17 protein-coding genes and 1 other RNA gene are annotated in these 15610 nt (G+C 65.4%); 9 read left to right on the plus strand and 9 right to left on the minus strand.

Features of this window, described 5'->3' with window-relative positions; all coding sequences use genetic code 11:
* Positions 1-56: 56 nt before the first annotated feature.
* From JQ566_RS28625 to JQ566_RS28645, 5 genes are all read right to left on the minus strand, one after another.
* Positions 57-1184 carry a muconate cycloisomerase family protein gene (locus tag JQ566_RS28625; protein ID WP_212378636.1) on the minus strand — a complete coding sequence of 376 codons (1128 nt, stop codon included), beginning with the start codon at positions 1182-1184 and terminating at the stop codon, positions 57-59.
* Positions 1181-1936 carry an SDR family NAD(P)-dependent oxidoreductase gene (locus JQ566_RS28630; RefSeq protein ID WP_212378638.1) on the minus strand — a complete coding sequence of 252 codons (756 nt, stop codon included), beginning with the start codon at positions 1934-1936 and terminating at the stop codon, positions 1181-1183. Before JQ566_RS28630 ends, JQ566_RS28625 begins: the two co-directional genes overlap by 4 nt.
* Positions 1936-2742, minus strand: coding sequence for an amino acid ABC transporter ATP-binding protein (locus tag JQ566_RS28635; RefSeq protein ID WP_212378640.1), 807 nt, complete (start codon positions 2740-2742; stop codon positions 1936-1938). The genes JQ566_RS28630 and JQ566_RS28635 overlap by 1 nt, the downstream gene beginning before the upstream one ends.
* On the minus strand, positions 2739-3401 hold the full coding sequence (locus JQ566_RS28640) for an amino acid ABC transporter permease (RefSeq protein ID WP_212378642.1): 663 nt from the start codon (positions 3399-3401) through the stop codon (positions 2739-2741). Before JQ566_RS28640 ends, JQ566_RS28635 begins: the two co-directional genes overlap by 4 nt.
* 123 nt (positions 3402-3524) lie before the next feature.
* A complete protein-coding gene (locus JQ566_RS28645) occupies positions 3525-4370 on the minus strand; it encodes a transporter substrate-binding domain-containing protein (protein ID WP_212378644.1) in 846 nt (281 codons plus the stop codon).
* Between the two features lie 185 nt (positions 4371-4555).
* Here JQ566_RS28645 and ffs point away from each other — a divergent pair.
* From ffs to JQ566_RS28675, 6 genes are all read left to right on the plus strand, one after another.
* Positions 4556-4652, plus strand: an RNA gene (ffs, locus tag JQ566_RS28650) — signal recognition particle sRNA small type.
* A 94-nt stretch (positions 4653-4746) separates the two neighbouring features.
* Positions 4747-6573, plus strand: coding sequence for a DNA polymerase III subunit gamma/tau (locus JQ566_RS28655; RefSeq protein WP_212378646.1), 1827 nt, complete (start codon positions 4747-4749; stop codon positions 6571-6573).
* Positions 6574-6605: 32 nt separating this feature from the next.
* Complete coding sequence (locus JQ566_RS28660; RefSeq protein WP_212378648.1) at positions 6606-6926, plus strand: YbaB/EbfC family nucleoid-associated protein; 321 nt, start codon at positions 6606-6608, stop codon at positions 6924-6926.
* A gap of 1 nt (position 6927) precedes the next feature.
* Positions 6928-7530, plus strand: a complete 603-nt coding sequence (recR, locus tag JQ566_RS28665) for a recombination mediator RecR (RefSeq protein WP_212378650.1) — start codon at positions 6928-6930, stop codon at positions 7528-7530.
* Between the two features lie 27 nt (positions 7531-7557).
* Positions 7558-7992 (plus strand): hypothetical protein, encoded by a 435-nt coding sequence (locus JQ566_RS28670; RefSeq protein ID WP_212378652.1) that lies wholly within the window; start codon positions 7558-7560, stop codon positions 7990-7992.
* 98 nt (positions 7993-8090) lie between these two features.
* Entirely contained in the window at positions 8091-8465 is a 375-nt protein-coding gene (locus JQ566_RS28675; protein ID WP_212378654.1) for a hypothetical protein, read from the plus strand.
* Positions 8466-8467: 2 nt separating this feature from the next.
* Here JQ566_RS28675 and JQ566_RS28680 read toward each other — a convergent pair whose 3' ends face one another.
* The 3 genes from JQ566_RS28680 to JQ566_RS28690 all read right to left on the minus strand — a co-directional run bounded on the left by JQ566_RS28680 (position 8468) and on the right by JQ566_RS28690 (position 11729).
* Positions 8468-9898 (minus strand): AmpG family muropeptide MFS transporter, encoded by a 1431-nt coding sequence (locus tag JQ566_RS28680; RefSeq protein WP_212378656.1) that lies wholly within the window; start codon positions 9896-9898, stop codon positions 8468-8470.
* A 199-nt stretch (positions 9899-10097) separates the two neighbouring features.
* Positions 10098-10400: a GIY-YIG nuclease family protein gene (locus JQ566_RS28685; protein WP_212378658.1), complete on the minus strand. Its 303-nt coding sequence runs from the start codon at positions 10398-10400 to the stop codon at positions 10098-10100.
* A gap of 129 nt (positions 10401-10529) precedes the next feature.
* On the minus strand, positions 10530-11729 hold the full coding sequence (locus JQ566_RS28690; RefSeq protein WP_212378660.1) for a DNA recombination protein RmuC: 1200 nt from the start codon (positions 11727-11729) through the stop codon (positions 10530-10532).
* A gap of 171 nt (positions 11730-11900) precedes the next feature.
* Here JQ566_RS28690 and def point away from each other — a divergent pair, with 171 nt between their 5' ends.
* From def to truA, 3 genes are all read left to right on the plus strand, one after another.
* The gene (gene def / locus JQ566_RS28695) at positions 11901-12428 is read left to right on the plus strand and encodes a peptide deformylase (RefSeq protein WP_212378662.1); all 528 of its coding nucleotides are present in this window, start codon (positions 11901-11903) and stop codon (positions 12426-12428) included.
* Between the two features lie 175 nt (positions 12429-12603).
* The gene (gene fmt, locus JQ566_RS28700) at positions 12604-13527 is read left to right on the plus strand and encodes a methionyl-tRNA formyltransferase (RefSeq protein WP_212378664.1); all 924 of its coding nucleotides are present in this window, start codon (positions 12604-12606) and stop codon (positions 13525-13527) included.
* Positions 13527-14264: a tRNA pseudouridine(38-40) synthase TruA gene (gene truA / locus JQ566_RS28705; RefSeq protein ID WP_212378666.1), complete on the plus strand. Its 738-nt coding sequence runs from the start codon at positions 13527-13529 to the stop codon at positions 14262-14264. The genes fmt and truA overlap by 1 nt, the downstream gene beginning before the upstream one ends.
* Positions 14265-14436: 172 nt before the next feature.
* Here the strand turns inward: truA and dapE are convergent, their stop codons facing one another.
* Positions 14437-15603, minus strand: a complete 1167-nt coding sequence (gene dapE / locus JQ566_RS28710; protein ID WP_212378668.1) for a succinyl-diaminopimelate desuccinylase — start codon at positions 15601-15603, stop codon at positions 14437-14439.
* Between the last annotated feature and the right edge of the window lie 7 nt (positions 15604-15610).

Here is a 15610-nt window from a genome sequence, read left to right on the forward strand (position 1 = left end):
GTTATGGGTCCCGGGTCAGCGCTGACGCTTGCCCGGGACGACAGCGAGATTGTGACCTACGCCTCCGCGATCACCCTTGCATTGCCGCGGATCGAGGCTTCGCTCACGCGAATGCCGAGGCCGGGGCCGTCGGGCACCACGACATGGCCGGCGCGGTTGGCAACGCGCTCCTCCAGCACGTCCTCGGTCAGCACGTGATGCGGCATGTAGAATTCGCAGCCGAGCGAGATGCCCGGTGTGGCCGCGATCAGCTGCGTGCCGGCGGCGAGCCCGATGCCGCCCTCCCACAGCGTGCCGCCATAGCCGGGCAGGCCGGCGATGTCGGCAATCGCCATGATCGCCTGCGCCTCGAACAGGCCGCCGGCCTTCATCAGCTTGACCGAGACGGCGTCGGCCGCTTCGCGCCGCACCACCTCCATCATGTCGCGGCGGTCGAAGCAGCTCTCGTCGGCCAGCACGGGCGTCTCCAGCGCCGCGGTGAGCTGCGCCATCACGTCGAGATATTTGCGCGGCACCGGCTGCTCGATGAAGGTCGGCGCGAACTGTTCGACATCGCGCAGGATCTTGATCGCGCCGAACGGCGCCAGCGCCTGGTTGTAGTCGACGCGCAGGTCGACCTTGTCGCCGAATTCTTTGCGAATCGCATCGAGGTGATCGAGGTCTTCGCGATGCGGCTTCACGCCGGTCTTGACCTTGTAGATGACGTTGCCCTCGGGGACCATCTTGCGCATGCGTTCGAGGTCGGCGGCGAAATCCGGATCGGCGATCGAGAAGGAGAGGGGGATGGTGTCGCGCACGCGGCCGCCGAGCAGGTCGGCGACCGAAAGTCCCGACGATTTGCCGACGATGTCGAGCAGCGCCATCTCGATTCCAACCTTGGCTTCGGCGTGACCGACCAGCGCGCGGTCGAGCTCGGCCATCAGCGCGCGGATGCGGCGCACCGGCTTGCCGAGCACGATCGGCCGCAAGTAAATGTCGAGCGCAGCGAACGCGGCTTCCGGCGTTCCCGTGAACACCTCCCACGGCGCCGCCTCGCCCCAGCCGATCACGCCGTCGCTCGCGGTGAGCTCGATCAGCACACGCTTCACGGTGCCCTTGACGTTGCCGACGCCCTGCAGGCGCGCCATCTTGATCGGGCTCTCGATCAGGAACAGCCTGAGACGTTCGACGGTCGCTTCGGTCATGTCAGGCCTCCATTGACGTGCCAGACCTGGCCGGTGACGTAGGACGCTTTTGGAGATGCCAGGAAGGCGATGATCTCGGCGACCTCCTCGGGCCGCCCGCGGCGGCGCATCGGGATCAGCGCTTCGGTTGCGGCAATCTGCTCGGGTGAAAGACGGCTCTCGCTCGGCTTGTCCTTGACGATGAGGCCGGGTGAAACCGCATTGACGGTGATGCCGTCCTTCGCGAGCTCGATCGCGGTCAGCCGCACCAAGGCTTCAAGCGCGGAACGGCTCGCGGCCGTCGCAGCGAACGGCGCGAATTCGGGCCGGATCGCGTGCGCGACGAAGGAAGACACGGCGACGATGCGCGCATCGCGCCCAGCACGGAGTTGCGGAAGCGCAAGCTTCACGAAACGCGTGAAGGCGAGAGCGGATTCGTCCATCGCCTGCATGAATTGATCGGCCGGCGTGCCGATCGCGCTGCCGCGACGGGCGTGGCCTCCAATCAGGATCAATCCGTCAAGCCGACCGAAATCGAGGTGCGCCGTCGCGCACGCAAGCGTCACGGCGACTTCGTTGGCGAGATCGCCGAGGCATGTTGCAACGGCCGCACCACGTGCTTCGGCATCCGCTTTGGTCGCCTTAAGTCCGTCCTCGTTCGATCGGGTGTGCAGCACGAGCCCGATGCCGGGTGCCGCGAGCAGTTTTGCGGTGGCGCGGCCGATTCCGCTGGCGGCACCGGTGACGAGATAGACGCGATTGATTTCGGACATCACGATACTGCATTTGCCGGCGGCAAAGCGCCGGTGCGATGGAAATGGCTGAGGAAGGCGCGCGTGGCGGCTTCCCTTGGGTTGTCGATCACCTGCCGCGCCGGGCCTTCCTCGATCACGATGCCGTCGCGCATGAAGATGAGGCGGTCGGCGACCTCGCGGGCAAACGCAATTTCGTGGGTCACGATCACCATGGTCATGCCTTCGGACGCCAGTTGCTGGATCACGCTCAGCACCTCGCCGACCAATTCAGGGTCGAGCGCCGAGGTCGCCTCGTCGAACAGCATGACATCAGGTTCCATCGCCAGCGCCCGTGCGATCGCAACGCGCTGCTTCTGTCCGCCGGAGAGCGTCGCCGGATATTGGTCGGCCTTCTCGGCCAGGCCGACCTTGGCAAGCTGTGCGCGCGCGAGCGTCTCGGCGTCCGCCTTGGCCATACGCCGCACCGTGACCGGTCCCTCCATCACGTTCTGCAGCGTCGTCATGTGCGGGAACAGGTTGAAGTGCTGGAACACCATGCCGGTGGTGGCGCGGAATCTTGCCAGCGTCGTCACGTCGGGCAGCTTGGCGCCGTCGCCGAATGCAAAGCGGGTGTCGCCGACGCGGACGCTGCCGCCGTCGGGCACGACCAGCAGGTTGATGCAGCGGAGCAGCGTCGACTTGCCCGAGCCCGACGGCCCGATCAGCGCAACGACGCCGCCCTTGGCGACGTCGAGATTGATGTTCTTCAGGACCTCGTTGCTGCCGAAGCTCTTGCGAAGGCTGCGGATCTCGATTTTCGAAGTGTTCTTTGACGTCTCGCTCATTCGCTCACCGCCAGTCGCTTCTCGCCGCGCCGGACGATGATGGTGAGCGGAATCAGGATCGCCGCATAGGCGACCGCGACCGCGGTGTAGGTCTCCAGCGGCCGGTAGCTGTCATGGGCGGCGACCTGGCTCTGATAGACCAGATCAGGCACCGCCAGCACCGAGACCAGCGAAGTGTTCTTGAACTGAATGATCGACTGGTTCATCAGCGCCGGGATCATGCGCTTGATCGCCTGCGGCAGCACGATGCGCCGCATGGTCTGGCCGGGCGTCATGCCGAGCGCGGCGCCGGCCTCGGACTGGCCGCGGTCGATCGACACGATGCCGCCGCGGATGATCTCCGAATAGAACGAGCCGCCATAGAGCGAGAGCGCCAGCGCCGAGGCCGTGATCGGCGTCATCTCGACGCCGGCGAGGATCGGCAGCGCGTAGTAGAACCAGATCAGCTGCACCAGGATCGGCGTGCAGCGGAACGCCTCGATGAAGGCGAGGGCGGTGAGGCGCAGCGCCCTGAAGCGCGACAGGCTGCCGAAGGCCCCGAGCAGGCCGAACAGCAGCCCGCACAGGACGATGACCACGGTGAAGCCGACCGTGACGCCGAGCCCGTTGAGAAAGAGCCAGCGATAGCTCCAGAGGATGCCGAAGTCCCACTGATACATGCGTGCGATTACTCGTCGTGGGTGCCATTTTGCACCGTCGTTCCGGGGCGATGCGAAGCATCGAACCCGGAACCTCGAGATTCCGGGTTCGCCCTTCGGGCGCCCCGGAATGACGGTGGAAACCTACAACGACACGCCCGGCGGAATGTCCGCCTCGGTCACGCCCACCAGCTCCATATTCGTGATGATCGCGTTGCGGATGAAGCCGAGGCCCTTGTTGAAGTCGATCCAGGTGTTGACGTAATCGCGCCAGGTCTTGTCGGCCTCGCGGCGGAAACCGGCATTCGACGTGGTGGCGAAGATTGGCGTCGGCAGCACGAGCTGGCCGAGCGAGGGATTCTTCTTCAGCACGGTCAGCGACAGCATGGTGATCAGGCACTGCGCGTCGACGCGGCCGGTCTGCAACGCGGCGGTGGCATCGTCGGCGGTCTTCAGCCGCGTGATCTGCGCCTTCGGCGTCAGGCGGCTGACGACCTGGTCATGCGAGGAGCCCTGGTCGACCGCGATCTTGATGTCGGGCGAGTTCAGCTCGGCCCAGCTCTTCGGCTTGAAGTCTTTCTTGCAAAGGATGGCGAAGGCGTTGTTGAAGACCGGCACCGAGAAGTCGATCACCAGCGCGCGCTTCGGGGTCGGGTTGAGGCCGAAGAAGATGTCGATCTTGTTGGCCTGCAGGTCGAGCACCGAATTGCCCCAGGTGGTCTCGGTGATCTCGAGCTCGGCCTCCATGTCGTCGGCCAGCCCCTTGGCGATGTCGATGTAGAAGCCCTTCCACTGGCCGCTGGACAGGTCCTTCATGTAATAGGGCGCCCCGCCGCCGACGGCGCCGATCCGCATCTTCTTGGTCCGGCGGATGCGGGCGAAGGTCGATTCGTTCGGATCGGCGGTCTGGGCCACGGCCGGAGCGGCCAGCGCGGCCGCGGTCACCGCACCGAGTCCGACAATCGATGCAACATCACGACGTGTAACCATTGGGATCAATCGCTTTTCTGGTTGATTGGAAGTTCCGGCAGGCGTTCTTAGCAAGGTGGTCCGTGCGGCGAAAGCACAGCCTATCGGCTGGGGAGGCCGGGAATTGCCCGGATGCTGGGCAAACTCAAACCGTGCGAGCCGATACCCGCTTGCTTTCCGGCTCCTTTGGCCCCAAATAGGGACCGGGAGATTGGCGGTGGACGAGCCACTCGCCAACCGGGTCAGGTCCGGAAGGAAGCAGCCCTAACGAGGTCCGGATCGGGTCGCTCGTCAGTCTCCTACCTGTTTTTCCGAGCGAATTGCGCCGGCGGGCTCCCCGCCAGCGCGCTCCTTTCCGCAAAAGCCGGCCGAGAGAGATTTCATTGCGGATCGACCGATGACCGACGCTGGCGCCCCTCCCAATCCTGACAGCGCCGGCCCGGCTGGCAACGCGCCTTACCGGGTTCTGGCGCGCAAATACCGCCCTTCCAGCTTCGATGATCTAATCGGCCAGGAGGCCGTGGTCCGCACCGTCTCCAATGCGTTCGAGACCGGGCGCATTCCGCAGGCCTGGATCCTCACCGGCGTCCGCGGCGTCGGCAAGACCACCACCGCGCGCATCCTGGCCCGTGCGCTCAACTACGAGATGCCGGACGGCTCGGTGAAGGGGCCGACCATCCACATGCCGACGCTGGGCGTGCATTGCCAGGCGATCATGGAAAGCCGGCACATGGACGTGCTGGAGATGGACGCCGCCTCCCATACCGGCGTCGACGATGTCCGCCAGATCAATGACAGCGTGCGCTATGCCCCCGCCAGCGCCCGCTACAAGGTCTACATCATCGACGAAGTCCACATGCTGTCGACGGCGGCGTTCAACGCCTTCCTGAAGACGCTGGAGGAGCCGCCGGAGCACGCCAAATTCGTGTTCGCGACCACCGAGATCCGCAAGGTTCCGGTCACCGTGCTGTCGCGCTGCCAGCGTTTTGACCTGCGCCGCGTCGAGGCCGACGTGCTGATGAAGCACCTTGCCAACATCGCGGCCAAGGAAAGCGTCGAGATCGAGCCGGAAGCGCTCGGTATCATCGCACGCGCCGCGGAGGGCTCGGTGCGTGATTCGCTGTCGCTGCTCGACCAGGCGATCGCCCATGCGGCGGGGCAGGTGAAGGCCGATGCGGTCAGGCAGATGCTGGGCCTCGCCGACCGCACCCGCGTCATCGAGCTCTTCGATTCGCTGGTGCGCGGCGACATCGCGAGCGCCTTCAAGGAGTTCCGCGATCAGTACGATGTCGGCGCCGATCCCATCGTCGTGCTCTCGGACCTCGCGGAGTTCGTCAATTTCGTCACCCGCGTGAAGATCGTGCCGGCCACCGCCGACAACGTCGCCTATGGCGAGACCGAGCGCGTCCGCGCGAAGGATTTCGCCTCGAAAATCTCGATGCGCGTGCTGTCGCGGATGTGGCAGATGCTGCTCAAGGGCATCACCGAGGTGCAGGCCGCGACGCGCCCTGCGGCCGCGGCTGAAATGGTTCTGGTGCGCATCGCCTATGTCGCCGACCTGCCGACGCCCGACGAAGCCATCAGGATGCTGGAGCAGAACGGCGGCGGCTCGCCGGTCGTGAGCGGCGGCAGTGCGGCGCGCAGCAGCGCGCCTTCCGCGCCGGTTGCCTCCGCGGCCCCTGTCCGCATGCCGACATCCTCGCCGTCCTCGTTCGGCGGCGGCGCGGCCCGGCCGCAGATGGCGGCACCGGTGCCGGATCCGCAAGGTGCAGCGCCGCAGCTGCGCATCACCAGCTTCACCCAGCTCGTCGCGCTCGCCGGGCAGAAGCGCGACCTCATGACCAAGGGCGCGCTCGAAGGCGACATGCGCCTCGTCCGTTTCGAGGAGGGCCGGCTGGAAGTCGCGCTCGAGCCCAACGCCTCCAAGACCATGATCTCGGAGCTTGCGAAGAAATTCGAGCTTTGGACCGGCCGCCGCTGGACCGTGATCGTCTCCAACGAGCAGGGCCAGCCGACGCTGCGCTCGATGAACCAGGCGGCCAAGCAGGAGCATGCCCGTACCGCGGAAGCCGATCCGCGCGTGCAGGAGGTGCTGTCGCGTTTCCCCGGCGCCAAGGTCGTCGAGGTCCGCAGGCTTGCCCCCGAGACGCCGGAATCCAATATTAACGCGGACTATGGCAGTGACGATCCGCCGGACGGTTCCGACGGCGACGACGATCTCTAGAGCCAATTCTTTGTTTCCAAGGACACGCACCCATGGCTGATTTTCTCGGCATGATGAAGCAGGCGGCGCAGCTGCAATCCAAGATGCAGGAGATGCAGGACCAGCTCGCCAACGTCGAGGTCGAGGGCATCTCCGGCGGCGGCCTCGTCGCCGTGCGCATGACTGCGAAGATGGACGTGAAGGGCATCAAGATCGATCCCTCGCTGATGAAGCCGGAGGAGCGCGAGGTGCTGGAAGACCTGCTCGTCACCGCGCTCAGTGATGCGCGCCGCAAGGCGGAGACCGCCATGCAGGAGAAGATGCAGGCCCTCACCGGCGGGCTCGGCCTGCCGCCGGGGCTGTTCGGCCAGTAAGATGGGCGCGGTTGCAGGTCCTGAGATCGAGCGGCTGGTCCAGCTTCTGGCGCGGCTGCCGGGCCTCGGCCCGCGCTCGGCGCGGCGCGCGGCGCTGCACCTGATCAAGAAGCGCGAAGCGCTGATGATGCCGCTGTCGTCCGCCCTGCAGGTCGCGCTCGACAAGGTCGAGGTATGCAAGACCTGCGGCAACATCGACACGCAAAATCCCTGCACCGTTTGCACCGATCCGAAGCGCGACCCCTCCATCATCGTCGTCGTCGCCGACGTCGCCGACCTCTGGGCGCTGGAGCGGGCCAACGCGACCCAGGGGCGTTATCATGTGCTCGGCGCGACATTGTCGCCGCTCGACGGCGTCGGTCCGCAGGACCTCACCATCGACGCACTTGTCGCGCGTGCCCACGCACCGGAAGTGCACGAGATCATCCTGGCGCTGAATGCGACGGTGGACGGCCAGACCACGGCGCATTACATCACCGACCTGCTTCAGGACGCCAATGTGAAGGTGACGCGGCTCGCCCATGGCGTGCCTGTCGGCGGCGAGCTTGATTATCTCGATGAAGGTACGCTATCGGCTGCGATGCGGCAGCGTACCCTGTTCTAGCCATCCAGATCTTACGGAACGGACGACATGACGAAACTTTTCGCCACACGCTTGGCTTTGGTCGCGATGATGACGCTGCTGGTGAGCCCGGCCATCTCCGCGCAGCAGGGCGACGAGGCGCCGCCGCCGTCCAAGCCCGGCAAGCCCATCAACACCGGCGACGTGCTCTCCGGTGAGCTCAACGCGATGAAGGTCCGCGACGTCAAGAACGGCAAGCGCGTCGCGACCTACCAGATCACCTCCGAGCCGCGCCGGCTGCCGCCGCCGAGCGGGCTCTGCAATCTCGAGACCGGCCCCGAAACCTTTCAGCTCGTCACCTCCAGCGACGCGCAGGCCACGCAGTTGAAGTCGTTCGTCGGCAAGGAGATCTCGGTCAAGGTCGACGAGATCGCCTGCGCCAGCGATGCCGGCCAGATGAGCGAGGCCGTGATCACGAAGTGGAGCCTGATCAAGAAGCAGTAGGGGCGATATCGCCGGGCCGGGTGACGAGCACAGCGCCTTGATCTCGGTTGTGCGTCGAGCATAGTGCAAGCGATTGTGCTGTGAGAGGTCGCTAGGCTGTGCGTGGAATAGCCCTTGCCGTCCTGCTGGTCCTTGCCGGCGCGACACCGCCGGTCTCGGCCGCCCCGGACGCCGCGTCTTATCCGACTGCCGCGGCTGCGCTTGCCTCGCTGCGCGCCAAGCCGGGGGTGAAGACGTCGATTCAATCAGGATGGACCTTGATCGAGGATGCGGCCACTCTGAGCCTGTGGTCGTTTCCGCCGATGGGACATCCGGCCTATCCGGCAGCCATTCAGCGCCGCGTCGTGCAGGAAGGAAGCGAGCTCGTCATCCGAATGAACGTCCTGTGCGAAGCGTCCAAGGCCGCTTGCGATGCGCTGGTAGCCGATTTCGAGGTGCTCAACGGACGTGTTCGGAAAGGGATGCAGCGCTAGGCTTACACCCGCGCCGGCTCCAGCGTTTCGAAATGGTCGCGCCTCTGCAAGTACGCCAGCAGCATCAGGCTCGGGATGGCGACGAGGACGGAGATCGCGAAGAACATCGGCCAGCCCGTCGCTTTCGCCAGATAGCCCGCACCCGACGACAAATAGGTGCGTCCCACGGCGGCGAGCGCCGTCAGCAGCGCATATTGGGTCGCGGTGTGCAACGGGTTCTGGCACAGCGCGGAGAGATAGGCGACGAAGATCACGGTGCCGATGGCGTTGCAGAAATTGTCGGAGGTGATCGCGAGGGTCAGTGCCCATTCGTTGACGCCGACCAGCGCAAGCCACGAGAACGACAGGTTGGACATCGCCTGGACGATGCCGCCGATCCACAGGCTCGTTGCGAGCGAATAGCGCCGAGCCACAAAGCCGCCCACAAAGCCGCCGGCCAAGGTCGCGATGATGCCGATGCCCTTGACGATCACGGCGTAGTCGTTCCGCGTGAAGCCGATGTCGATGACGAGCGGCACGGTCATGTTGCCGGAGAGCGCGTCGGTGAATTTGAACAGCACGACGAAGGCAAGCGCGGCCAACGCATCTTTCCGATCCAGAAAATCGACGAATGCACTGGTCGCGGCTCGCGCAATTCGCGTTTCCATGACGTTGTGAGGGACGATCCGGTGAATGCCGCGAAGCAGCGCCTTGGCCCATTCCCGCCGGGGATTCGGATGATAGTCGACCAGCGCATCTTCAGCCTGCGCCGATTGTTCAGGCTCGGTCGCGACCAGCGCCGTGATCGTCCCAATCAGCACCAGAGCCGCCATCACCACATAGCCCCACATCCAGGCGGCGCCACGAGGGACGATCGCCTCGAAGCCGGTGACGATGAACAGGGCGCCTGCGGTCGATACCAACATGCCGATGCGATAGGCCGCGACGTAAGCGGCCATGCCGGCGGCCTGCTCGCTTTCGGGCAGGCTCTCGACGCGGAAGGCGTCGACGACGATGTCCTGCGTCGAGGACATCGTCGCGACCAGCAGCGCACCGAGCGCGACAAGCAGCGGCGAACGTGCCGGATCGGTCAGCGCCAACAGCAGAATCGCGCCGATCAGCAGCAGCTGCGAAAACACCAGCCACCCGCGGCGACGTCCGAAGGACTGTGTGAAGAACGGCACATGCAGCGCATCGACCAGCGGCGCCCACAGGAATTTGAGCGTGTATGGCGTTCCAACCAGCGCAAACAGCCCGATCGTTCCGAGATCGACCCCGGCCTCGGCCATCCACACCAGCAGCGTCGAGCCCGACAGCGCCAGTGGTAGCCCCGAGGAGAAGCCGAGGAACAGCACGATCAGCACCCGCGGCTGCAGGTAAACGGCAAGGCTGTCGCGCCAGGAGGTCGCGGGAGCGGAAGTCGCGGCGGGGGAGGTCGCGTCGGGTGCGGTCATGGGGAGGTGTTAGCAGATTCTGGGGGAAAAGACTCTTGTGTGAGCTCAGTGGGGCGCATGCTCTCTCCACCCTCTCGATGTCATCGTCCGCGAAGGCGGACGATCCAGTACTCCGCGGCGAATCGGCTCAATCACATGGGCTGCGGAATACTGGATGCCCCGCCTTCGCGGGGCATGACAGTCATGGGGCATGACAGCGTCATGGTGGTCCGGCTATCTCGTGATAGAGATCATCCCAGTTCGGGTTATGCTGCTCGATCAACCGAACCTTCCAGGCCCTGTTCCACTTTTTGAGCCGCTTCTCCCGCTTGATCGCATTCTCGGGATCATCGAACTGCTCGAAATAGACCAATCTTGCGACGTCATATTTCTCTGTGAAGCTCTCGATGACCTTCGACTTATGCTCCGCCACGCGGCGAATGAGGTCATTGGTCACGCCAATGTAGAGCGTGCCTCCAATTTTGCTGGCCAGAATGTAGACGTAGTAATGGCGTGTGCCCATCTGCCGCCTCCCACTCCGCCGTCATCGTCCGCGAAGGCGGACGATCCAGTAATCACCAGCGGCTCGGTTCAATCACGATCGCTGCGGCGTACTGGATGCCCCGCCTGCGCGGGGCATGACAGTGTGCCCCTACTCCCCCGCCTGAAGCTTCCTTGGGAACAACTCGCCCGCGCCCGTTGCCACCAGCCGCGGGCCTTCCGGCGCATCGCTCTTGCTGAAGTCCAGCTCCTCTATCCGTCCCGCGCGCTTTTCGATCTTGTCGGCGGAGATCAGCACCTGGCGGACGTCCTCGTTCACGTCGGCAAAATGCTTCTGCAGTTTCAGCACGCGGTCGCGCAGGCGGCCGAGATCGTCGCCGAGCCTGATCACTTCGGTGCGGATCTGGTCGGCGGCATCGCGCATGCGCGCGTCCTTCATGATCTGCTGCATCACCTGGATCGCCAGCATCAAGAGTGACGGCGACACCAGCACGACGCGAGCGCGATAGGCCTTCTGGATCACGTCGTCGAAGCCGTCATGGATCTCGGCGTAGACCGATTCCGACGGCACGAACATCAATGCCATCTCCTGGGTCTCGCCGGCGACGAGGTATTTTTCGGCGATGTCGCTGACATGCTTCATCACGTCGCCGCGCAGCCGCTGCGTGGCCACGCGCCGCTCCTCGTCGCTGCGGGCGTCGTGCAGCGCGGTCATCGCCTCCAGCGGAAATTTGGCGTCGATGCAGAGCGGGCGCTGGTCGGGCAGGAACACGACGCAGTCCGGGCGCTTGCCGGTCGAGAGCGTGAACTGGAACTCGTAGGACCCCTTCGGCAGCCCATCCTGGACGATCGCCTCCATCCGCGCCTGACCGAAGGCGCCGCGCGACTGCTTGTTGGCGAGCACGTCGCGCAAGGTGGTCACCTGGGTGGTGAGGTCGGTGAGGTTCTTGTGCGCGCTGTCGATGATGCCGAGCCGCTCGTGCAGGGCGCGCAGGCTCTCCATGGTGTTGCGGGTCGAATGTTCCATGGACTGGCCGACGCGATGCGTCACCGAATCCAGCCGCTCGTTCACCGCGCGCGCCATCTCGGCCTGGCGGCCGGCGAGCGCCTGGGTCATGGCGTCAACCCGGCCCGAGGCCTCGCTCTGGGCGCGAAGCACTTGGGCGAGGCGCTCCTCGAGCTCGTCGGCCCGGATCGCGTGCGCCATGGCGAGTTCCGCGCCGCGCCGCCCCGAGCGCGCGATCACGACCGCAATCACAACCAGCAGGATGAGGACGAGGGCGCCGAAGCCGATCAGCGCATCGATGGTGCGCACCGGCCAGTCGCCGAGCATGACAATGATCTCGTTCATGCCCGCCCTTCTAGCCGATTCGCAGCCTGGCGCGAACGAAGAGAGAACGTCGACGGTTAACCGCCCCCTGATATTTACGGTTAACGAAATCTGAAGCTTTATGGTTAGCGGAGGGTTAACGGGGTTCCTGGCCGCATTGACCGCATCCGGCGCGCGGCTTAAATCGCGGCCATGGCCCTACGAGAAATCATCATCCTGCCCGACAAGCAGCTGCGCCTGGTCTCCAAGCCGATCGAGAAGGTCACGCCGGAGATCCGCAAGCTTGCCGACGACATGTTCGAGACCATGTACGACGCGCCCGGCATTGGCCTCGCAGCGATCCAGGTCGCGCAGCCCTTGCGTCTCATTACCATGGACCTTGCCAAGCGCGACGAGAGCGGCGAGACCAAGCGTGAGCCGCGCGTCTTCATCAATCCCGAGATCCTCGCCTCCTCCGCGGAACTCTCCACTTACGAGGAAGGCTGCCTCTCGATCCCCGAATATTACGAGGAGGTCGAGCGCCCTGCGAAGGTGCGCGTGCGCTTCACCGATCTCGACGGCAAGGTGCACGAGGAGGACGCCGAAGGCCTCTACGCCACCTGCATCCAGCACGAGATCGACCATCTCAACGGCGTGCTGTTCGTCGACCATCTGTCGAAGCTCAAGCGCGACCGCGTCATGAAGAAGTTCGAGAAAGCCGCCAAGCGCGCGGCGGAGTGACAATTCTTCCGCCGTCATGCCCGGGCTTGTCCCGCCTGCGCGGCCGAAGCCGCTTCGGCGAGGCGAAGGCCCGGGCATCCACGTTCTTTGCCGCCGCGAGCAGGAAGAACGTGGATGGCCGGGACAAGCCCGGCCATGACGAGTACCTTGCTCGTTTCAAGGATTGTCTCGCCACATGCCCCTTCGCCTCATCTTCATGGGCACGCCCGACTTCTCCGTGCCGACGCTGCTCGAGCTGGTCGCGCATGGCCACGACATCGCGGCGGTCTACACCCGCGCGCCGAAGCCGGGCGGGCGGCGCGGCCTGCAATTGCAGCCGACCCCGGTCGAGGAAGCCGCGCGAAAACTCGGCATTCCCGTGCTGACGCCGAAGACGCTGAAGACGCCGGAAGCGCTCGACGAGTTTCGTGCGTTCGATGCCGATGCGGCCGTCGTCGTCGCCTACGGCATGATCCTGCCGCAGGCGATCCTCGATGCGCCAAAACTCGGCTGCTACAATCTGCATGCTTCGCTGCTGCCGCGCTGGCGCGGCGCCGCCCCCATCAATCGCGCAATCATGGCAGGCGATGCCGAGAGCGGCGTCATGGTGATGAAGATGGATGTCGGCCTCGACACCGGCGACGTCGCCATGGCCGAGCGCATCGCGATATCAGACAGCATGACCGCGCTCGACCTGCACGATCGCCTGTCCCGATTGGGTGCCGATCTGATGGTGCGCGCGATGGCCGCGCTCGAACGCGGCGGGCTCCAGCTGAAAAAGCAGAGCGAGGACGGCGTCACCTATGCCGCCAAGATCGAGAAGGCCGAGGCGCGGATCGACTGGACAAAGCCCGCGCGCGCGGTGCTGCGCCACATCCATGGCCTGTCGCCGTTCCCCGGCGCCTGGGCCGAGCTCGAGAATGCGCGCGTCAAGATCCTGCGCTGCGAGCTGGCGAAAGGCTCGGGCGAGCCGGGCGCGGTGCTCGATGACAAGCTCACGATCGCCTGCGGCGACGGTGCCATCCGCATCATCGAGCTGCAGCGCGAGGGCAAGGGCCGGATGCAGGCCGCGGACTTTTTGCGCGGCGTGCCGTTGAAGCCGCCGATGCGGCTGGCCTGATGCCCCGCTACAAGCTCACCATCGAATATGACGGCGCGCCGTTCTTCGGCTGGCAGGTGCAGGAGACGCTGCCGTCGGTGCAAGGCGCGCTGCAGGCTGCGGTGAAGGCGATGACCGGGGCGGATTTGCGCGTCCACGGTGCCGGCCGCACCGATGCCGGCGTGCATGCGCGCGGCCAGGTCGCGCATGTCGATGTCGAGAAGCAGTTCCCGCCGGGCCGTTTTCGCGACGGGCTCAACGCGCATCTGCGTCCGCATCCGATCGCGGTGCTCGAGGCCGAGATCGTGCCCGACACCTTCGAAGCGCGGTTCTCGGCGGTCAAGCGCCACTACCGCTATCGCATCGTCAACACCCGCGCCAATCTCGCGCTCGATGTCGGCCACGCCTGGCGCGTGCCGCGCAAGCTCGACACTGACGCGATGCATGCCGCGGCGCAGCGCCTGCTCGGCAAGCACGACTTCACCACGTTCCGCGACACCGAGTGCCAGGCCAAATCGCCGGAGAAGACGCTCGACCAGCTCGATGTGATCCGCGACGGCCGCGAGATCACGATCGTCACCTCGGCGCGCTCGTTCCTGCACAGCCAGGTGCGCTCGATGGTGGGCTCGCTGGTCTGGGTCGGCGAGGGGCGCTGGACCGCCGACGATCTCTCCGCCGCACTCGCAGCCCGCAACCGCGCCGCCTGCGGCATCGTCGCCCCGCCAGAGGGGCTGTATCTGATGAAGGTGGATTATTAGAGCCTGATGGCGCCAACCGCGTCATGGCCGGGCTTTTCCCGCCATCCACGTTCTTTCTTGTCAGGGGCGCCGAAGAGCGTGGATGCCCGGGCCTTCGCCTCGCCGAAGCGGCTTCGGCCGCGCAGGCGGGACAAGCCCGGGCATGACGGCGGAATGTTTGGTGATATCGAGGCTAAGCAAAATACCGAGCCAAAATCCCGCGATACACCCGCGTCAGCTTCTCCAGATCCGCCACCGGCACGCGCTCGTCGACCTGATGCATGGTCTGGCCGACCAGGCCGAACTCGATCACGGGGCAATAGCTCGAGATGAAGCGCGCATCCGACGTGCCGCCTGAGGTCGACAGCTCCGGCTTGCGTCCCGTCACCTCCTCGATCGCGGACACCGCAAGATCGGTGAACGGGCCGGGCTTGGTCACGAACACGTTGGAGTTGGAGGGCTCCCAGACGATGCGGGCCTTGATGCGGTTGCCGCAGGCTTTGGCGAGGCGCGCTTCGACCAGCTCGCGCAGGCTCGCCTGGGTGTGGTTGTCGTTGTAGCGGATGTTGAATTTCGCGCGGGCCTCGCCGGGAATGACGTTGAAGGCCTTGTTGCCGACATCGACCGAGACGAATTCGAGATTGGAGGCCTGGAATTGCGCGCTGCCATGATCGAGCGGCTCGTCGCTGATCGCAACGATCAGCCGCGAAATATCCGGCACCGGGTTGGCCGCCCGATGCGGATAGGCGACATGCCCCTGCACGCCGTCGACGACGAGCGTGCCGGACTGCGAGCCGCGGCGGCCGACCTTGATGGTGTCGCCGAGCGTCTCGACATTGGAGGGCTCGCCCAGCACGCAATGGTCGAATTTCTCGCCGCGCTCCGCGGCCCATTTCAACAGCTTGATGGTGCCGTTGATGGAGACGTCTTCCTCATCGCCCGTGATCAGGAACGAGATCGAGCCCTTGCCGTCGCCGCGCGATTTGCCGCCATTTGCAGCGAGATGCTCCAGCACCGCAGCGACCGAGCAGGCGATGCCGCCCTTCATGTCGACCGCGCCGCGGCCGTGCAGCACGCCGTCCTTCACCTCGCCCGAGAACGCGCCGACGCTCCAGGCGCTCTCGTCGCCCGGCGGCACCACGTCGGTGTGGCCGGCAAAGGTGATGTGCGGGCTTTCATTGCCGATCCGCGCATAGAGATTGTCGACGTCGGCGGTGCCTTCCTCGCTGAAGGTCACGCGGTGGCAGGTGAAGCCGGCTGCGTTCAGGGCTTTTTCAAGCACCCCGAGCGCGCCGGCGTCGGCCGGGGTCACCGAGGGGCAGCGGATCAGGTCGCGGGCAATCGAGAGAGCATCGGTCATGCGCGTC

The organism is Bradyrhizobium sp. SZCCT0231, assembly GCF_018130245.1.
In the GTDB taxonomy this organism is placed as follows: Bacteria; Pseudomonadota; Alphaproteobacteria; order Rhizobiales; family Xanthobacteraceae; genus Bradyrhizobium; species Bradyrhizobium japonicum_F.